Source organism: Chryseobacterium endalhagicum (assembly GCF_016745235.1).
Taxonomy (GTDB): Bacteria; Bacteroidota; Bacteroidia; order Flavobacteriales; family Weeksellaceae; genus Chryseobacterium; species Chryseobacterium endalhagicum.
The window spans coordinates 1,073,659-1,093,721 of the sequence record NZ_JAELVM010000003.1; the positions used below are offsets into that span (position 1 = coordinate 1,073,659).

Sequence of the window (20,063 nt, forward strand, 5' to 3'; positions counted from 1 at the left end):
TTTATAAAAAATAATTTAACTAAAAAAATTATATCAAACATTAACAATAATTAACACAGATGATAAAAATCATTAAAATATTACGATTATTTACTCCCTGATTTTGTTGAATCTGTTTTTATTTCCACTTTCGCTTCCGGTGGTTTTTTGTCTTTTCTCTTCTTTTTAAATAGGGAATTAAAGCTTTTACTCCACACTACACCCCCACCATACGCTTGATTTGCAGAACCATTCGTACTTACCATTCCGATATTGGTAGGTTTGGAGTATCCTCTCAGAACGAGACTTCCGTCATTCTTTTTGGAAATATCATATTCAATAGATCCTTCTCCGGAGAGATAATTGTTTTGTGTGCCTTCTGTTTTTGTTAAAGGAATCCCCAGTCCGGTCTTAATATTAATCCTCGGTGAAAGCGCTACACTTACCCCGGCATTGGCCCGGTCTGCAGTATTGGAGTTCTGATCTCCTTTTACATAGTTCAGGTCAATCTGGAATTCGTTACTCATTGTGTTCAGAACAGATCCAAGCTGTTTCAGAAGCATATTATATCCTGAAGATTCTGCGACTCCTGCCACATCAAAATCTACGCCTCCACTATTGGACACGTTAAATGTACTCAACAAAAGGATTGACCCAAACTGAAGGACCTTTTCCCCTTCCTGGCTCATCTTGGCCGCCAAAGTTTCTTTAACCTGGCTCGATACATCCAGCGCGGTTACATTCAGGTCTATTTTCGGATTGATCAATGACTGGGTAATATTCGCCTGAAGCAGGACACTGATAGGCTGCAGTTTCCCCATACTTAAATATTCACCTGCATTGGATACCATTCTTACATAATTGGCTGTAATATCCAGCGCCGGTTTCATGGCGTCCCCATCCCATCGGATGCTGCTGTTCTTCTCAATCTGGAAAGTCTTATTCAGGATCGCTTTGGAAACAAAGGTTCCGTTATCTACTTTATAGGTACCGTTCATGGCAATCGCGCCCTGTCTTCCCATCTGGAATCTAAGTTTGTCCGCCACTCCTTTTACCGTAATATTTCCTACATCATCGCCTACCAGTACATTCACGGTAGTGCCTTTATCTACATCCAGACTGAAGTCAATATTCATGTTGGCTCCCGTCTTTTTCTTTTCTTCCAGAGTGATCAGGCCGTCTTTTCCTTCTTTCAGGAACCTCAGCATTTTAAATTCTTCTACATTCGATGTTGAGCTTGAATTAAAAGTAAAATTACTACCATTCAATGCCTTCATATTTGGGGTGGAAATACTCAGTCCGGAAACAGGTCCGTCCACATACAGATCTCCCTGTCCGTAAACCCTTCCCCAGAAAAGGTCATACTCTTTTTGGGTCGTGTTCAGCATCAGAAGGTTATCTGCTCTCATGATCAGGTTGACTCCCATTGAAGAAATGGTTTCAAACTGGATGGCTCCGGAAATTGTTCCTTTAGAATTGGATCTTCCGTCGTGAACTTCAATATTGTTAAGGATGGCAAGTCCTCGGGAAAGCGGAATCACGGTATCATCAAATGAATAATCTACGCCTGTAAAGAGAAGTTTCAGACCAAAGCCTTTCATTGCAATGTCGCCGCTGTAGTCAAGATCGCTCAGCTTTCCATTGATTTTAAGGTCTCCCGTAGCTTTTCCACGTAAGTTTCCAAAAATGGTCTGAACAAACTGCTGGGTAAAAGCAATGTCAAAATCACGCATTTCAGCCGTCAGATCAATCGTGGGAGAAGCCGTATTATTATTTACTGTTCCTGTCAGATGCAGGTTGTTATTTCCCAGAACTCCAGCCGAAGCTACTTTTACATCAACATCATATACATTTAATGAGAAACCGTTGGTTGCGGAAATCGTAAGATTCCCCATCTCATTGCCATTCATCATAATATTATCTACCGTAAGATCTACAAGCGGCTGCAATGTACTTTTGTCCATCTTGATCTTCACACTTCCGTTGGCAAGGCCTTTAATACCCATCGGGTTACCTCCGGACTGCATTTCAAGCAGCTTTTCTACGGCAAATTCTTCAATATCCGCATCTACATAAAAATCTTTTGCAGATTTAAACTGAGCCTCTTTAATAAACAAAGCACTTTTATCCGAGAATACCCGCAGGTTCCGGATATCAAAATCTGAGGTGGCTTTTCTATAGGTAATGGAATGATCCAGCTCAGGGCTTGTATCAATAGCCCAGGTCACATCATTGAATTTAACTTCTGTAGGTTCAAATCTGAAAACATAATCTCCTGCCGCATTGGTAGACTGGTCTACATTAATCGCGTAGGCTTTGAGATTTTCATTCAGCTCATCTTCCGGACTTCCGTGCTTGAAAGTCGTTGCGAGGTGAAGGGCAGTTCCGTTTTCATTTTTCCCTTTAAGTTCAAAATCCTTGATAATATTTTTATTGTATACCAGTTTGCTGATCCTTGCATACAGCTGCTCATTAAGATTGGCCGTATTGATCCTCACCATCACACTGTCGATCATCGCACTGTCCCTGGAAATATTGTCCCGGTCATTGATCTTATAATCAGGATTTGCGGCTGCCAGAGCTTTGTCTGCATCCGTTATCTCCTCTTTCTTCGTCATGAGATATTTCAGAGCGTTGGCATCCAGATTCAGGATCAGATCATTTGAATCTCCGTTGTATTCTCCTTCTACTACAGCGCCTTGCGGAAGTTTCAGGTCAGGAAGGAAATAATTCACCACACCCTGCTGAATATCAAAATTCATTTTAAAATTCTGGCCTCTGTATAATTTTCTAGGCGGCGGCCCTACCAATATTCTTCCGATCCCGTTTTCTACCATTCCGGCAAGGTCTGCCAGGTTATATTTCCCGGAGATCTTCCCGCTTGCAGCTCCCGGTGCATCCACATCAATCACACGTCCTCCGGCTTCTATGAAAGTTTTAATTTTCGCGTTCGGAATATTATATTTTTGGGTGGCTGTAGCAAAATTAAGGTTATTGGCATCAACGTCCAGCGTAAGATCATTAATGGAAGACATAGACATTTTACCTTCCACCTGGCCGCTTACGATCTGGCTTCCCGGTTTATTGGTGAAATAATTCATATTCAGATGGGTAACATCTGCATTCACATTCATATTGATCCTTGGCGTGCTGAAATCAATAAGTCCTTTAATCGTAGCTTTAGCCTGTTCATCATTCATGGTGATGAGTCCGTTGTATTTTTTATGATCCAATAATCCGTCCAGATACACATTACTGATGTGCTTATCCATAATATCAATGCTGGTGATCTGGGATTTGGTGGTCAGACGCATGGTATTGACGTCAAAACTCTGTCCGTTCAGATCAAATTTACCGGAAATCAGACCCACTGCTTTACTTTTCGTGATCACAGACGTGTTCAGGTCTTTTACTTCCAGATATCCGGAATATTTAGGCATTGCCGTGCTGTAGTCGGTAAGTGAAAGTTTGCTGATCTTAGCCTGCCCGATTCCTGTCATCAGATTTCCATCCGTCACGTATACCTGCTTCGGATCTACTTTTGCCGTTCCGTTATATTTCAGTTTCCCGAAGTCATCTGCAAAATTCTTCATCTTCTTTGAAATAAATGAAGGCATCATGGCTTTAAGGTCTTTGTAGGTAAAATCGGTGGAAAGATCTTTGGTTTCGATGGAGAAGTTTCCTTTCAGCAGCCGGTCAACTTTCATTGTTTTGGTCGCAATATTCACATCAGGATTTCTGATCAGGAAGTTTTCCAGGTGAAACTTATTCAGCGGGCCGGTCATTTTTCCTGCCAGATTGAACGGTTTAAAATTATCCCAGTTCGTTACAAAATAGCTGATATCATACCCGCTAAGCTGGCTTCCCTGCTTAATTTCCATATCCCAGCGCACGCGGTCTGCAAAATCGGACCACGAGCCGTCATGAAGATTGAATTTGATATTTCCCTGAAGAAGTGAATGATCGGTATTTAAGGTAAGATCCTTCAAAGACAAAAACTCAGGGGTCAAAGAAAGTTCGGTGGAAAAAGTATCTACAAAATGGGATTTCCCCCATCTGGAAGTGACGAAGGACATATTATTGATCAGCGCTGAAATATTAGGACCATTGACCTTTACATTGGGGGCTTTTAAATTGAATTTTGTTGCGGTAAGCCATTTTCCCGGTTCTCCCGGAGAGTTCTGACTGGTAATGGAAACCTTGGAATCAATGATCTGAACCCGGGAATCCAATTGGAAAGGAGGTTTTTTAGGATCTCTTTTTTTACCGCTGTCGAAAAGCTGCGTAAATCTTATAAAATTGGAAATACTGTCCCCTTTGTAAGTGATGACCTTTACATCTGCATTGACAAGGGTAAGGGAATTGAAACTTAAGGAATTGCTGTTTCCGGAAATCGCATTGTAAGCAAGGGCCATCCAATCGGAATTGGCGCGGAACTCTTTTGCTGTGATGAATTCCAGACCTTTGTAATCTTTGATCTTTAATCCCTTTATCGTTACATCTCCGAAATAATCTACTTCTACACTTTCGGTAGTCATCCCGGATTTAAAATCTTTATTAACGATCTGAAGTGCCTGATCTGCCGCCCATTGCTTGGTGGCAGGAAGATTAATCACGATCAGAACACCTCCCACAATAACCACGCCCAGCCAGAAAAGGATCAGGAGAAGTTTGGCCCACCAGGAATAGCTGGTGACATCTTTCACCGCCTGCTTTCCAAATTCTTCAGCCGTCTCCACGGGATGATGAATAGCATCCGATGCCAGCTCAGATGCTTCTTTAACTGTTTCCTTTACAGCACCTTCTACATTCTCAACAGTCTTCTGTACCTGATCACCTATGTTCTCAGCTACTGATTTTTTATTCTCATTCTCGTTATTATTCTCTAACTTTGCCATTATTATGAGCGACTCTATAATTTTAGGTATTGAATCGTCCTGCGACGACACCTCAGCAGCTATCATCAAGGGAAACTGTATTCTATCGAACATCGCTGCGAATCAGGCCATCCATAAAGAATATGGAGGTGTAGTCCCGGAACTGGCATCGCGAGCGCATCAGCAAAATATAATCCCCGTTGTTGAAAAATCTCTTACTAAAGCAAATATACAACAAAATGCTATTTCAGCTATAGGATTTACACGCGGCCCCGGACTTTTAGGATCACTACTGGTAGGAACATCATTTGCTAAGTCTTTGGCTATGAGCTTAAATGTTCCGTTAATTGAAGTAAACCATCTCCAGGCCCACATTTTAGCCCATTTCATTGACGATGCAAATCCTATGCCGCCAAAATTCCCCTTCCTGTGTCTTACGGTAAGCGGCGGCCATACAATGATTGTCCTGGTAAAGGATTATTTCGACATGGAAATTATCGGGAAAACTATTGATGATGCAGCAGGAGAAGCTTTCGACAAAATCGGAAAGATCTTCGACCTTGATTATCCTGCCGGACCTATTATAGACCGACTGGCGAAGGAAGGAAACCCGAATGCATTTACATTCAACAAACCCAGAATGGAAAACTATGATTATTCATTCAGCGGTATCAAAACTTCGGTTCTGTATTTCATTCAGAAGGAAGTGAAAAAAAATCCGGATTTCATCAAAGAAAACCTCAACGATCTTTGTGCTTCCGTTCAGAGAACCATTATTGAAATCCTGATGGCCAAACTTGAAAAAGCAGCCCAGGAATTAAATGTAAAAGAAGTAGCCATTGCCGGTGGTGTTTCTGCCAATTCCGCATTGAGAACAGCGATGCAGGATAATCATGAAAAATTAGGCTGGAATATTTACATTCCAAAATTTGAATATACCACAGATAACGCTGCGATGATCGCCATGGTCGCCCAGCTGAAATTTGAAAGAGGAGAATTTACGGATATGAGAATTTCCGCAACTGCAAAATATGATTTATGAAAATACTCTTAGAAGAAAAAGTACTGGGAACGCAGTCTAAAAAGAACTCAAAATACTACTGGGTTTTAGAAACCGTTACAGGAAAAAATGAAGTGACAGAAACATCTGAAGACGAAGATTATTTAATGATCAGTTCAGAAATCGGATATGTTCAAAATATAAAGGAAGAGATCGTAGAGAAAATCAATTCAGAAAATGTATTTAGTTTTCCTTACGAGCCCAAAGAAGGAGATTATTTATCCATCAAAAATAATTTAAGAAAAAACGAATATCTGAATTTAATTTTTCTGAATAATAAGTGGGTGGAAGAAATTTACTCATGTTCATACAGAGATTGTGAAGGTGATATTTATACCACGATAAAAACTGGTGTCGCATTTTTAAGCGAGAATGAAATTACCTTTTAATCATCAACGTGAGTTCGGGTTTATCATAACGGAAGGAAGTCAGAAGCCCGAAGAGGGAAGTTATTGAAGTCCAAAGATAGAATATAGGTGTTTTAATTAATATTTTCAAAACTACTTCAATCGATTTAGAAGAAATTGTTAAATACTTACGGTCCAATAGTAACTTCCATCCTCCAGCTCCCATCTTCCAACCTTTTAATCATCCCTTATCTATAAAATTCAGGTGCATTCTAAATATCAATATATGAAACTTTTTTTTGGCGAAATTAATAACGGAAAGGCAATAATTAATGACGAAGAACAGCAGCACATTGTGAAAGTTCTTCGTATGAAAGATGGTGAAGATATTTATGTGACGGATGGTAAAGGGAATGTTGCTTCCGGAAAATTAGTGATCGAAGGGAAAAAAGCCGGCCTTGATGTTTCCGAAATTAAAAAAGATACTCCGGACTTCAATCCTAAACTTCACATCGCTATTGCTCCGACAAAGAACATCGACAGGATCGAGTTTTTTGTGGAAAAAGCCGTGGAAATGGGCATCTCTGAGATCAGTATTATTATTACGGAGAAAACCGAGCGTAAAAACATCAATATTGATAAAATCAGGAAACAGGCAGTTGCGGCATCCAAACAGAGTCTGAGATTTCATTTTCCGGTGATCAATGATGCTGTGAAACTGACGGATTTTCTAAAAAATATTGATCCGGAACATACTTTTGTCGCTCACTGCCATGAAAACCTTGAAAGGATTGAACTTAAAAATATTCCTGCTTTGGAACAGATCACTTTCTTAATTGGTCCCGAAGGGGATTTTTCTGAAAGGGAAATCCAGTTTCTGTCCGACAGTAATGTAAAAGCAGTTTCACTTGGAAACCAAAGGCTCAGAACTGAAACGGCGGGTGTATTTGTGGCGGCGTGGAATTATTTCAATATGATGAGGAATTAGATGTTAGAGGCTAGAAGTTAGAAATTAGTATGTCCATTTATCAACATATCATCCAATTAACACATCATCACATCAACTTACATTTCAAGGTTGTGGTCTCTCAGATATTTTTCGAAGATTTGCTGTCCGCTCCGCATGGAATTGACGGCCCAACGGATCTTCATTCTCAGCAGTTTTTCTTCGCTTAATTTATAGTCAATCCCTGATTTCAGAAGTTTTTGTTTCAGTTCGTACATACAGATTCCGGCGGCTACGGAAACATTGTAACTTCTCGTTAAGCCATACATCGGAATCGCCAGGGTTTCGTCTGCAAAATCTATCACTTCTTCAGATACGCCTTCCATTTCGGTTCCAAATACAAGGGCAACAGGTTCTGTAATCTGATAATCAGGAAGCATCACCGCATTCTTTTCCAGCGAAACAGCCAGAATTTTATAGCCTCGGTCCTTAATATTCTGTAACGAAGCTATATTTTTAGGCATTTTCTCAACTTCCACCCATGTTTCGGCACCTTTGGTCACGGTAAGATTAGGATCAAAAATATTCTCCTCTTCCATCGCCACCACTTTATGAAAAGCATTGGCTTCTACGGATCTTATGATGGCTGCTGCATTTCTGAACTGGTACACGTCATCCATCACAGGAAGAATAAAATCGGAACTTTCCTGAGAAAAATGCTCTATTTTTTCTAATCTCTTCTCTGTTAAAAACTGCTTTAAATATTCAAAAGTTTGCGCTAAATCTTCCATTCATTTTCAAATCTTTGCAAATTAACGTAATTTTGGGCTATGAACCTGAACGAGGCTCAATTTCTTAGAAAAAAGTAATTCATGAAACGAAAAGTCCTGCTCATTTATACCGGAGGAACCATCGGTATGGAAAAAGATTATGAAACCGGAAGTCTCCGTGCCTTTGATTTCGGAAATATTTTCGAAAAAATGCCTGAGATGAAATTAATGGAATGTGAAGTATTTGTCCATCCATTTGCAAAACCGCTGGATTCATCGGATATGGGACCTGAGGAATGGAAGGTAATTGCCAACTATATTCTCAAAAATTATGAGCTGTATGACGGTTTTCTGATCCTTCACGGAACGGACACGATGTCTTATACGGCTTCTGCTTTAAGTTTTATGTTGAAAGGCCTTAGAAAACCTGTGATCATGACCGGTTCGCAGCTTCCGATCGGAGATCTGAGGACTGATGCCAAGGAAAATCTTCTGACCAGTCTTTATTATGCCAGTCTCTATGAAAATGATGAAGCTGTAATTCAGGAGGTTGCCGTTTATTTTGAATATAAATTGTTAAGAGGAAACAGAACGCTGAAATATTCTGCGGAGTATTTTGATGCGTACTCAAGCCCCAACTACCCTATTCTGGGACAATCGGGCGTTCATTTAAATATCATTAAAGATAATCTGTACCGTTGCGACCCTGAAGTGGAATTTCACGTAGATGAACATATTTCTGAAGATATTCTTTTCTGGAGAATTTTTCCGGGAATGCACCTGAGCCACTTTAAAGAAATCCCTAAAATGAAGGTGCTGATTCTTCAGGTTTTTGGTTCCGGAACGATTTTCAGCAGTGAAAAAACCCAGGAAACGCTTGAAGAAATCAGAAGCAATGGAACCGAAATTGTGGTGGTAAGTCAGTGTATATCAGGCGGTATTTCATTTGGAAAGTATGAAAACAGCAATATATTCTCAAGGATCGGAGCAATCAGCGGAAGGGATATGACCGCCGAAAGCGCTATCACCAAAGCAATGCACCTGATTGATAACCCCAACTACACAGGAACCTTCGCCGACAACTTCACCAGAAGTCTTTGTGGAGAAATAACTGACTAATTTTTCAATAATAATTTGCAGATTCCAGAAATTACCCTATTTTTGCAATCTCAAATAGAGAGGTGTCCGAGTGGTTGAAGGAGCTACCCTGGAAAGGTAGTATACGGGTAACTGTATCGAGGGTTCGAATCCCTTCCTCTCTGCAAAATTATAAAAGTCTTAAACTTAGTTGTTTAAGACTTTTTTGTTTATAAATTGGTGCTACTTTATCGCAAGGTTAATTAAATTCCAGTGTATTATCAGGGTAAACAAAGGCGTAAATGCTTAAAAAGGTAATACAATAATATATTCCCCTACCCGTCATTAAATTTAATCAAATCTTTCTTTTAAAAACCATAAGCCACTACTGATTGTCAGCAGGCTTTTCTATTCCTAAAATATTCCTAAATCATGTCTTTCATTTGTCCTGTTTATCAATAGTGTTGATATCAATCAGACAGTTATTTAATGAAGAAAGACTTTATGTTCGGAATGATTTTTAGAACTAAAATTAGTATCGGAATATTTTTATCCGTATTAACAAGCAGTTTATTACAAGCGCAGATCAGTCCGCCGGGGCTTGGAGATGCCAATACTGCTTCGTGGTTAGCTTTTGGAGTAAAGAAGCGGCTGGATTCATTAGGAAAGAAAGAAACTTTAAGCTATATCGCTCTGGGCCGGAAAAGCAGCCCGGACCAGTATAATCCGGTTTCGAAACAGGCTATTGTTGTTTTAAACCATGAAGTCTACCATTCTTTTGCTCCTCATCAGCAATACAGTTACGCTATCAGTTACCGCAGGCAGCCAAAATATGAAAGTGCTTCGCCTTATAAAAAGGAGGTTACGGAACAGGAATTCAGAATGTACGGAAGATATGCCTACACTTTTACTTTAGGAAAACGATGGAAACTGAAGAATACCGTCCGCCAGGAGTTCCGGAAGTTTTTTGATTCTGATTTTCGTCAGGCTGAAGAAAATTTTCAACTGAGAACGAGGATAAAAAGTCAGCTGACCTATACGCTATCAAAGAAAAATAATCAGAAACTGGCTTTAAGTACTGAAGGTTTGTTTTCCACCAGTTATCTTAATCAGCCAAACCGGAAATGGACATCATTCGGGTACAGGGAAATGCGGGTTGCGGCTTATTATATGTTCAATATTCCTCATTCTCCTTTCACCGTGGAAGCAGAAGTGTGAAGAAAGGCGGAGTGCATTATCTGGCGGTGGATGTTATATGGAACCTTAGTTATAAGTGATGAATGATGAGTGATAAGTGATGAGTGAATGGTGAATGGTGAATGGTGAATGGTGAATGGTGGCAAAATTAAACAAAATCCCAACAGAAATGCCGGGATTTGTCTGGAGGATCTGTCCGGATCTTCCACAATATAATTTAGATATGAATGTTTGGTCGAAAATTTAATTACAAATGGTCAGAAACTGATGGCTCATCTGCACTTTGAATTTGGCTTCCGATTTAAGTTTTGCATACGAAGTATATTCAAAAGCCTGTACGGATTTCAGTTTCTTATCGATATATTCTGCGATCTGGGCCACAGAAAAAATAAAATCCCTGTACACTGCCATATCAACAGTCTGTCCATAATAAGGAAGATAAGCCTTCAAAAAAGGAACTGCAGCCTGATGCCTGCCATAATTGACACAATATCCGGCTCCTTCCCTTGACGTAATAATCTCACGATCATTGATATAATCCAGGATCGTTTTATTTCCGTCCAGTGTATTTCCGTTTTTTAGGAGATGCCTGTTGATTTTATCCAGGATGTGCTGGGCATATTCCATCATCGTAATGGTTTTCCATTCAAATATATGGTTCATGCCTTTGGAAGCCTTAGGATCTTTTCCGTTTTCACAGCTTGTGCAGAAAGAAAGTCCGATCTTTTCGTGATAAGGAAAAAAGCAGTCTTTGATCTCCATGGAAGCATCAGCCATCAGCCTGTCATCTGCAAAGTTATAGTACAAATACGGACTGTAAAGATCTGCAAGCGCCTTTAAATAATCAATTTCGCTGGCATTGTGATATTCTTCAAACCATTTTTCAAGGGTATCGTAATAATGGCTTTCAAATTCTTTAAAACTTAAGTAAAACGGCAATTCCATAGCTCTGTAATTTTGATAAGACAAAGCTATTGCTGTAATGCGACAAAACTTGACGTGTTATTTTTTTTATAAGAGATAAGAGGCAAGAACCAGGAAGCAAGATGTTAGATTTCAGATGTCAGACACCAGATTTCAGACAAGAGATAGTATTACTGGTGGCTTCGAGAGCCTCTGCCACCAGATGGTTGTCGTTTATTCAATGACAATTTAAAACTCACTCACTCCGAAACCCGAAACGACGGTGGCTTCGAGGGCCTCTGCCACCTGGTGTTTGTCACTTATTCAATATTTCCAGATTTATACTCTCCAACTCTAAAACACTCCGACTCTCCAACCCCGGAACTCGAAACCCCGGAACTATTGATCATAATTCGTCATCATAAATTCAAAATAACGAATCATCTTCAGGTAGTTCTCGATACTGAGGTATTCATTGGTACTGTGGATGCTCTGCTGCTCTGATCTGTTGATGCGGATAGGCATAAATCTGTAGATATTTTTACTTACGATCTGGTATTTGTAGGCATCGGTTCCGGCCATGGTAAGGTATGGAGTGACGATGGCACCGGGATAAATTTCCCTGATACCGGCTTCTATCAGTTTAAAACTTTTAGTATTGGAAGGAGAAACGGCGGAAGCTTCTCTTGTATTGTCGATTTCTTCTACCTCAACGTCGAAGCCTTCTGTCGCTTTTGCAATGTGGTCACGCACATCTTTCAGACTGTTTCCGGGAAGAAGTCTGAAATTGACTACAAATTCCACTTCAGGGGAAAGAACGTTGGTTCCGTCGCTTCCTTTCATCATGGTTAAAGCGGTAGTAGTCCTTACAAGCGCGTTGGTGGTATTATTTTTTGTGAGTTGCGATAAAAGAAGAGGTTTCAGCAGCCACTGATTGGAAATGGCCAGCCTGCTGGTGAAAGGCATGGATCCGCCAATATTATCGAAAAATTCTTTGATCAATGGGGTGATCTCCGGCTTCATCTGATCATCCTCAAGACGCTGCATAATAACGGCGGCTTTTCCGATGGCACTTTCCATAGGAGGCATTGAGGAGTGCCCGCCAAGTCCTTTCACCTTGATCTTGGCCGATAAAAAGCCTTTTTCTGCACAGCCTACTACAGCGACGTCCGAATCTATTCCTGCTATATTTCCTTTCCGCATAATGAGGCCGCCTTCATCATATACTGCTTCGAACTTCAATCCTTTTTTCTTAAAGTACTCTGCAATCTGCATCGCCCCTTTTTGTCCGCCCACTTCCTCATCGAAACCGAAAGCCAGATAAACATCCCGTTTGGGAAGCTTTTTGCTCTCAATAACCGCTTTCATGGATTCCATCAGGGAAAAAAGCATTCCTTTCATATCAATGGCTCCCCTACCGTAGATTCTTCCGTTCGCGACGGTTCCTGAAAAGGGTTCGAAATCCCAGTCTTCTGACACTTGGGAAACGGGAGGCAGCGGCTTATCACCTGGCCGGAAAATATTCTGTTCATTATTTTTCACATCGGCATCTCCGGGAGGCACTACATCTATGTGGGAAAGGAAAAGTATGGGCTCTAACACAGGATCACTTCCTTTAAGCCTGAACACCAGGGCATGGGTATTGATTTCCGTGTTTTCAGTAGATTGATATACCGATGGATAGGCTGTTTTCAGGTATTCTTTAAACTGATCAAAGGGAGCGTAATTGAATTCGCCCAGGCTTCCGGTAGAAACTGTAGGAATTTTGAGACCGCCTGAAAAACGTATCAGGGCAGAATCATTTTTCACGGGTTTCCAGCCGTCCGAATTTCCAGCTGTATTTTTTTTAAATGGGTAGGTATACATTTTGATCAGCAGTACAGCAACCAAAATAACAAGAATCCCAAGAATGATGAGAAGGAACTTTTTCATGGCAGTAGATTTTGTGTGGTGTAACAAATATACCAAACAAAATAATGATACCTGTACGAAAAGCTTAGTATTTCTCTAAAAAAGGGATGAACAATTTTGGGTGCTCGCTTTAAGCTTATCCTTTAATTAATTTCTAATCTATTAATTTCCTGAACCTCCATAAGCTTATGGCTATATTGAGTTTTGACAAGTATATCCAATATGTCTTGCGGTAGTTCATTCAATTTTAATGGATTTTCTGGACCAGCAACTAAATGATAATAAGGCTCTGAAAACTGATTTGGATAAGATTTATCAAAAGAATATAACCCTTTCTTTGTCATCGATACATAGTCTTCCAAATATCTTTCATCAGCTCCTGAACCTGATATTTTAATCAATATGCTGTCTAATTTTGAACTAACTTCTACTTCAGATATTTCGGGTAAGTTTCTAAAATAATGTACTAATATTTGACGCTTTTCTTCAGATTCAGCTACAGAATCAGGTAGCTTTCCACCACCGGAAGCCATAAATCCCACATATTCAGCATCTGTGAAAAACCAATCCATATCCATTGTTTGTTGTTCAATTTCTGTTATCATAATCAATATTTAGCTATTAAAAGGTTTTTTACAAATTTGATTTCTTAGGTCTTGGAGACTTTAATTTAAGCTAAAATAATAACACCACTACAAAACAGTGATCTTTACGAAGACATGGGCTACAAGCTCGCGCCAGCCGGGGACTTTGCTCAGTGTTTTTTATCTATAATCTTTTTATAACAATTCTCCCCATCATGGTAGCCAAAGCAAAGTATAATATTCTTATCTTTTTTCTCAAAAAAAGTAGTATAGGTCATATCAGTATCATTCACATCTTCTGGAAAGGCAATTAAATCTTTATCAAAATTTAAATAAAAATCATTAAACTCTATTGTGTTACCTTCTAATTTGTATTTCGAATTGTAATTCAACAATTTCTTCCCTTTTATATTGTAAATTACTCTGTTATAAACCCCATCCTTGTTAATCGTTAAAGTGTCATATGTATTCTTGTATGATATGGGTGAATATTTTCCATATATATCTTCATTACTAATATTTTGGCAAGAAAATAAAAAAGGTAATAAAATTAAACTTATACTTTTTTTCATATTTATTAAATTTAAGTTTGTTCGATTTAAAATCTAGGTCTTGTTAGTATAGATGGTGGTGTTATAGCTTGTTTAAAAACGTTATTTGAGGTTGGGTTAACTACTTTTTGTTGAACTTCGGACTTGCTTTCAGTCCATATATAAGTCTGATATGTATTGTCATAACTATTTACCTTTCCATCGGTTCTTTCAAAATTATTTACTGGTAATCTATAAAACAATGACTCTTGTGACTTAGAATCAGTCATTAAAAAAAGTGTTTCATCTCCTAATTTATACCAAGATACATTTGATCTTCCCCACATTTGCTCATACATATCAAAATTTGCTGTTATGGGGTTAGCTTGAAGATAATCCAATCTTGTATTTCCTAAATGATCAGTGTAATTGTACACATACTTCCCGGTATCAGAATTATAATAGCCTTCTGCCGTTGGGAAGAATTTCAATGTGCCGTTTTCATACTGGAAGCCGTCTATATAATCTGTGGTGTCGGTACCGAAGATCTTTCTTACTTTATTTTAAGCTAAAATAATAAAACCACTGCAAAAAACAGTGGTTTATTTTTATTACTGGTGCGAGCGTCCCGGGCAAAAGTTGAGACGAATTCTATATTATTAACACTTAATTATTTTTACTCAATTTTTTACATTTACATGGCGGAGGGGCGCCATCAAAATTCTTACTATCAAAATGCAAATAATATTTTTTATTCTGACCTTCAATAAAAAGTGTTAGATTGTTTTTTTCTTTAGAAACATGATCCCCTATTTGAATTTTATTTTTCCATTGGTCAAGCATAGGTAGACAAATTTCACCAAAATTCATATAAGCATTCATATGATTTGCAGTATCTGCAACTTCACCTAAATATTTATTTCCTCTCATTTCAATGGGAGAAAATTCATTTATAAATGATTCTTTCCCCGATTTGAAAAAATCAGACATATTATTCTTTTTTGAACTAAAATAGATAAAAAGAATTATGAATCCGATTAAAGAGATGATGAGTAATATTTTATTATTTTTTAACATTTCAACATTAATTTTTAACGGGTGTAGTTCCAAAAAGCTTCGTTGCTCCGTATTGATATGATAAGCCTAAGCCAATTGGATTGGTACCAATACCAAAAGTTGTATAACCTTTTGCACCATTATTATTTAGTCCAAAATTACTCGGGCTCATATCTCTAAATTGAAATTTTCCATCGTAGTCCGTTCCTCCGTAAGAAGCATTTAAGAAAGGAACTCCTCCTGAATAGCTCATACCATTTCCCGCAAAGTCCCCAATTTTAAAATCATGCCCTGCAGCAGGAGTAACACTATACATACTAAAAGAAGGTCCTACATCATAACCAACTCCAAAATTTATATTAGCATAAAAAGAACTCCCATTATTATTATCTGCAGAAACATATCCTATAGCTCCAGACCATCCAGCCCCAATTATTGTACTAAATCTAAACTCTCCACCCATTCCACCAGATCCAGCTAAAGGTAATTGACTTATAGTAGCTAACATCTGACTATCAGGATTCACCCCAATTTGCGTTCCTCCTCCAGTTGTAAAAGATTCTGTCATTACCTTTCCACTTGAGTCAGTTGCCACACCTGAAGCATCTAAAGTATATTGATAATTTTGTTGCCCATTACTAGTCCCGGTTACAGTTAGGGCATCATAATATTCTTGAACTCCAGTATATTTCTTATCTTTTGCATCTTGTAGTGAATGAACATCTTTGTCATAAGTGATACTTGTTTTTCCATCTAATATTGTTTTGATCCACCCATTTGCCTCCCTTCCGTCGGGATCTATAAAGCTAATCGGATTATTAAAAGCATAATTATAAGGACTATGACGAGTCATCTTCTCTGCCAACGGATCCACAACTCCCCATCTACCCAGATCAGCCATATACATCCTCGCTCCATAATCATACATCCCACTTTCCTGAAGCTCTTTCCCATTATACTTGTATTTATACGCCGGATTCCCCAGCAAAACATTATACCCCTCATGCTTCAAGCCAAACGGATAATAATTGCTTTCCTCAATAATTTCCGCTCCTGCACCGTTTTTAAAGTAGCTTAGTCTCGTATTTCCTAAATGGTCTGTATAATTGTACACATACTTTCCAGTCTCAGAATTATAATAGCCTTCTGCAGTCGGGAAGAATTTCAATATCCCATTTTCATACTGGAAGCCGTCTAAATAATCGGTGGCTTCTGTTCCAAAGAGCTTTTTAACTTTTACCCCATCTGCTCTGTAAGTATAATCTGTTACTTTGGAGTTTTGGGTAACCTTGCCTGGTAAATTTAAATAATTATATTGAATAGAAATACCTTTATCTGATTGAACCGTCATATTTCCATTCAGATCATAGTTGATAATGCTTCCTGTACTTCCGGATGCCAGTGGATAGCCGCTTAATGCATTACCGGTTCCTTTTTCTTTAAGGTAGGCTAATTTATTACTCTGTTCAGCATTTTCATAATGATATTCCAGGTCATCCATCACTTCAGGGGCGGTGTAGCCGGGAAGCTGTTTTCCTCTTCTGAGAAGGGTTTTGATGTTTCCGTTCAGATCGTAGGTAAGCTGCTCATGGTATTCTCCTCTGTCTAAGTTCATGGCATCCCAAAAACGGCCTTCTTTAAGACGGTTCAGGGGATCATATTCATAGGAGTAGTTTCTTAATACGGCATCATTTTGGGTAATCCATGACATCTGGGAAATATTTCCATTATACTTTGCAGAGCCGGAAAACTGGCTGTCCGGTTTGTTATACCTCAGCTCATAGGCAAAGAGTTTATTCTGCAGATTGGAGGGGTCATTTAATCTGGTAAGCCATCCTCTGATGTTGTAGGCATATTTCACAGTCTGCAGCGGGCTGCCTGTAGTATTTCCAACATTTTTGGTCTGGATCTGCCCAAGGTCATTGTACAGGTTTTCAGCAAGGAGTTCCTGTGCCCCACCGTTGAGCTGGTGCCAGTGTCTTACCATTCTTTCCTGATGGTCGTATTCAAAAGTCTCTTTGATATTTACTTTTGTACCACCTGCCACTCTCTGATGCTCGGTAAGGGTATACTCCGGCACGCCTGAAAATTTCAGAAAGCTTTCGGTTTTGGTATAGCCTCCAAGATGATTGACGGAATGGGCAGATATCGCTCTTCCTTTTTTATCGTAATAGGTATACGTCTTGGTCCAGCTGTCATTTTCAACATTCTTTACATAAGATGCTGTAGGCAGACTTTTGGTACTTACACTTGAATTCTGGGTAATCTGCGGTAAAACTTCCTGTGTTAAAATAGTTCCGGGAACCGCCGGAGCACCCTGAGGATAAGTATCATAATAATTTACTGAAAGGATCTTATCGATACCTGTAGGATAAGAAACATTTCCGTATTCTATAGCTGTTCCATTAAGGGAGAAGCTTCCGCCACGGGTTTCGTGGGAAACGTTCGCAGCCTGATTATCGACATAATTCTGAATATCCTGTCTTGGTGTTCCATCTCTTGAAATTCCGGTATAGACTACCCTGCCAAACTGATCATATTTGGTAAAAATCCATGAATTATCAGCTGTAAAATTGGAAATTCCATTTTTCAGGACAATATCCCGGTACAGGATTATCTGGTCTTTTTTATTATAGACCATCTGTTCTTTGCCTTTTCCGGGAAGTTTCTTTTCTACCAGCCTGTTTCTGCCATCATATTTATACTGGTAGCATAAATGTTCCAAAGCTGAAGCAGATACTGATGTGGAAGAGGCAGCCAATGGCGGAATCACGAATGCCAGCTGGTCATATTCGTTGTAGACATAATAGGTGTCTGCATTTTCAGAGGCGCTGATCACTTTTCTAACCAGAAGGGTCTGCCCATTGCCATTTTTGAATTCTATGGTTTTATTGCCATCTTCATCGGCAACGGTATTTTTATACAATTGTGAGGCCCCATAATTTCCTGATATGCTTAATACGGAAGACGTTGCTCCATCAACCCAGCTGGTTACGGTGGTATATTTTTTCACTTCATCTGCCGTATTGGTATCATAACCGAATACTACGGGCTTGTTCTGCCAGTCGGTACCGGGATTTTTCTGGCTCAGAATTCTGTCCAACGGAGAATTTTCCAGATTTTTATGGCTGAAAGGATAGGAATCATTAATTCCGTTGGCCTGATAATAAGTATTGGTACTGCTTTCCACTCCAGTCTGGATATTTCCATTCTGCGAAGACATAGGAACGGGAAGCCAGCTGTCTACCTGTCTTCCAAATCCATCATACGGAATATGGGTGACCAGATCTTTTCCGGTAGGCGTAGATTTGATGCTTACCGACTGTTTGGGTCTTCCTAAGCCATCGAAAAACTGTACGCTCTGTATCTGCTGCAGAGAGCCGTTTGAAACCTCAGTGGGTACTAAATACTGTCTGGTATAAATATAATTTTCAGTATTGGGAATCGTAGAGGAATAATCAACCGTAATAGGCGTATACGTATTACCGGGATTTCCTGTAGAAGATGTTCCGATATAAGCCCTGAAGGTTCCGTTCACAGAACTGAAGCTGAATCCCGGAAGCATCCGGATCTTTTGGGGATCGGCAACTTCTGTATTGGGAGCGGGAGGAGCAGTCAAAACAATCTGCCCATAATGATAGCTGCCCAATATCAATGCTATGCCCAGATATATTTTTTTGTGCATATTATTAAATTAATGGGTGGTACTGCTTTTCATTTGACGAATTTCTTCTTTCAGCTGCTTCATTTCTGATGAAATACTCTGTAATGCTGAATTCTCTGCTTCTAACTTCTGAATTTTTTCCCGCTGATCTTTCAGCTGTCTGTTTTGCTCAATGGCATATAAGGTCAGTTCTTCAATCTTCTGCAACAGCTTAATCTGAAACTCCCCCACATTAACGCCTTCTTTTTCCATTACTCTGGCAGAAGCTATTTCGGGTAAATGTTTTTTCTCTTTGATATGCTTCTCCACCTCTTCCAGCTTGGGAAGGTCATAATTTTCTTCAAAAACGAAATCTGCAGTTGGAGTCAGGGTCACTTTTATTTCTTTGGCTTCCAGTTTTCCCTGAAGAAGAGCATTTCCATTCAAGGAAATTTTCATAACTTCATTCATCGATACAGGAGCATTTAAAGCAACCTGCTGATTAGACTTGGTTAAAAAACTGATTCCTTCATTATCAAGTGTAATGGCCACTTTTGCAAAGTCAAGTGTTCCATTACTGGATAACCATCCCAAACCTGCGCCATTTGCCTTAACTCCAAAACTCATATATGTTGATGTTGAACTCCTTAAAGATCCCCAGTTATTTAAGGAACCATCTTCATATCTAATCGCAAAAGCATTAATTCCTTCAGAAGAATTGCTGCCACCCGCTAATACATTACCTGAAACGTCCAGTTTTTCCCGGGGAGCGGAAGTTCCTATTCCTATATTTCCATTCCTAAGGATTGACAATCTTTCTACCAGACTTGCCGCACTGTTGCCGTCATTCACTGAGATAGAAAATTTTGAGGCATAGGTATTTCCTGTTTCCTCCGTAGCTGTTATTCTGGCTTTGGGAGAGTTCTGGTATCCTGTAAATTCTAAAGCAGGATATTTTGGATTTGCCGAAAAGGCACTCCATCCCCCCGTTGAAATGGTTATTTTACCCCCATTCTGGTCTGCTACTTCTAAATTGGAGTGAGGATCATGAACCCCAATTCCTACATTAGCTGATGTTGGAGTGGATGTTGGGTTGATAATACTTCCAGATGTATATAGTTGTCCAGAAGCCAATTGAGCAGCAAAAATGCCTGCGATGAATATTGTTTTTTTCATAATCTGA

Annotated in this window: 15 protein-coding genes and 1 tRNA gene; 6 read left to right on the top strand and 10 right to left on the bottom strand. The window is 39.3% G+C overall.

The features are described 5' to 3' along the window. Positions 1 to 86: 86 nt before the first annotated feature. Complete coding sequence (locus JET18_RS20430) at positions 87 to 4,877, bottom strand: translocation/assembly module TamB domain-containing protein (protein ID WP_202094270.1); 4,791 nt, start codon at positions 4,875 to 4,877, stop codon at positions 87 to 89. A gap of 4 nt (positions 4,878 to 4,881) precedes the next feature. Here JET18_RS20430 and tsaD point away from each other — a divergent pair, with 4 nt between their 5' ends. The 3 genes from tsaD (at position 4,882) to JET18_RS20445 (ending at position 7,251) form a co-directional block, all read left to right on the top strand. Beyond that, complete coding sequence (tsaD, locus tag JET18_RS20435) at positions 4,882 to 5,898, top strand: tRNA (adenosine(37)-N6)-threonylcarbamoyltransferase complex transferase subunit TsaD (protein WP_202094272.1); 1,017 nt, start codon at positions 4,882 to 4,884, stop codon at positions 5,896 to 5,898. After that, a complete protein-coding gene (locus tag JET18_RS20440; protein ID WP_202094274.1) occupies positions 5,895 to 6,305 on the top strand; it encodes a hypothetical protein in 411 nt (136 codons plus the stop codon). Before tsaD ends, JET18_RS20440 begins: the two co-directional genes overlap by 4 nt. Positions 6,306 to 6,549: 244 nt before the next feature. Beyond that, positions 6,550 to 7,251: an RsmE family RNA methyltransferase gene (locus tag JET18_RS20445; protein WP_202094275.1), complete on the top strand. Its 702-nt coding sequence runs from the start codon at positions 6,550 to 6,552 to the stop codon at positions 7,249 to 7,251. Positions 7,252 to 7,328: 77 nt separating this feature from the next. Here the strand turns inward: JET18_RS20445 and JET18_RS20450 are convergent, their stop codons facing one another. Next, the gene (locus JET18_RS20450; RefSeq protein ID WP_202094276.1) at positions 7,329 to 8,000 is read right to left on the bottom strand and encodes a TrmH family RNA methyltransferase; all 672 of its coding nucleotides are present in this window, start codon (positions 7,998 to 8,000) and stop codon (positions 7,329 to 7,331) included. 81 nt (positions 8,001 to 8,081) lie between these two features. On the opposite strand from JET18_RS20450, the gene JET18_RS20455 reads away from it, so the two are divergent. The 3 genes from JET18_RS20455 (at position 8,082) to JET18_RS20465 (ending at position 10,274) form a co-directional block, all read left to right on the top strand. Beyond that, complete coding sequence (locus JET18_RS20455; protein WP_202094277.1) at positions 8,082 to 9,098, top strand: asparaginase; 1,017 nt, start codon at positions 8,082 to 8,084, stop codon at positions 9,096 to 9,098. A 56-nt stretch (positions 9,099 to 9,154) separates the two neighbouring features. Further along, a tRNA-Ser gene (locus JET18_RS20460) sits at positions 9,155 to 9,241 on the top strand. Between the two features lie 304 nt (positions 9,242 to 9,545). Continuing rightward, the gene (locus JET18_RS20465; protein ID WP_202094278.1) at positions 9,546 to 10,274 is read left to right on the top strand and encodes a DUF2490 domain-containing protein; all 729 of its coding nucleotides are present in this window, start codon (positions 9,546 to 9,548) and stop codon (positions 10,272 to 10,274) included. A gap of 222 nt (positions 10,275 to 10,496) precedes the next feature. On the opposite strand, the gene JET18_RS20470 is transcribed toward JET18_RS20465, so the two are convergent. The 8 genes from JET18_RS20470 to JET18_RS21915 all read right to left on the bottom strand — a co-directional run bounded on the left by JET18_RS20470 (position 10,497) and on the right by JET18_RS21915 (position 20,056). After that, complete coding sequence (locus JET18_RS20470; RefSeq protein WP_202094279.1) at positions 10,497 to 11,198, bottom strand: hypothetical protein; 702 nt, start codon at positions 11,196 to 11,198, stop codon at positions 10,497 to 10,499. 357 nt (positions 11,199 to 11,555) lie between these two features. After that, positions 11,556 to 13,088: a M20/M25/M40 family metallo-hydrolase gene (locus JET18_RS20475; protein WP_202094280.1), complete on the bottom strand. Its 1,533-nt coding sequence runs from the start codon at positions 13,086 to 13,088 to the stop codon at positions 11,556 to 11,558. A gap of 122 nt (positions 13,089 to 13,210) precedes the next feature. Continuing rightward, positions 13,211 to 13,672 carry a hypothetical protein gene (locus tag JET18_RS20480; RefSeq protein WP_202094281.1) on the bottom strand — a complete coding sequence of 154 codons (462 nt, stop codon included), beginning with the start codon at positions 13,670 to 13,672 and terminating at the stop codon, positions 13,211 to 13,213. Positions 13,673 to 13,821: 149 nt separating this feature from the next. After that, complete coding sequence (locus JET18_RS20485) at positions 13,822 to 14,223, bottom strand: hypothetical protein (protein ID WP_202094287.1); 402 nt, start codon at positions 14,221 to 14,223, stop codon at positions 13,822 to 13,824. A 26-nt stretch (positions 14,224 to 14,249) separates the two neighbouring features. Continuing rightward, positions 14,250 to 14,672 (bottom strand): hypothetical protein, encoded by a 423-nt coding sequence (locus JET18_RS20490; protein ID WP_202094289.1) that lies wholly within the window; start codon positions 14,670 to 14,672, stop codon positions 14,250 to 14,252. A 175-nt stretch (positions 14,673 to 14,847) separates the two neighbouring features. Beyond that, positions 14,848 to 15,171 (bottom strand): hypothetical protein, encoded by a 324-nt coding sequence (locus tag JET18_RS20495; protein WP_202094291.1) that lies wholly within the window; start codon positions 15,169 to 15,171, stop codon positions 14,848 to 14,850. A 94-nt stretch (positions 15,172 to 15,265) separates the two neighbouring features. Then, a complete protein-coding gene (locus JET18_RS20500; RefSeq protein WP_202094293.1) occupies positions 15,266 to 18,922 on the bottom strand; it encodes a DUF6443 domain-containing protein in 3,657 nt (1,218 codons plus the stop codon). A gap of 9 nt (positions 18,923 to 18,931) precedes the next feature. Then, positions 18,932 to 20,056, bottom strand: a complete 1,125-nt coding sequence (locus JET18_RS21915) for a hypothetical protein (protein WP_228728604.1) — start codon at positions 20,054 to 20,056, stop codon at positions 18,932 to 18,934. Between the last annotated feature and the right edge of the window lie 7 nt (positions 20,057 to 20,063).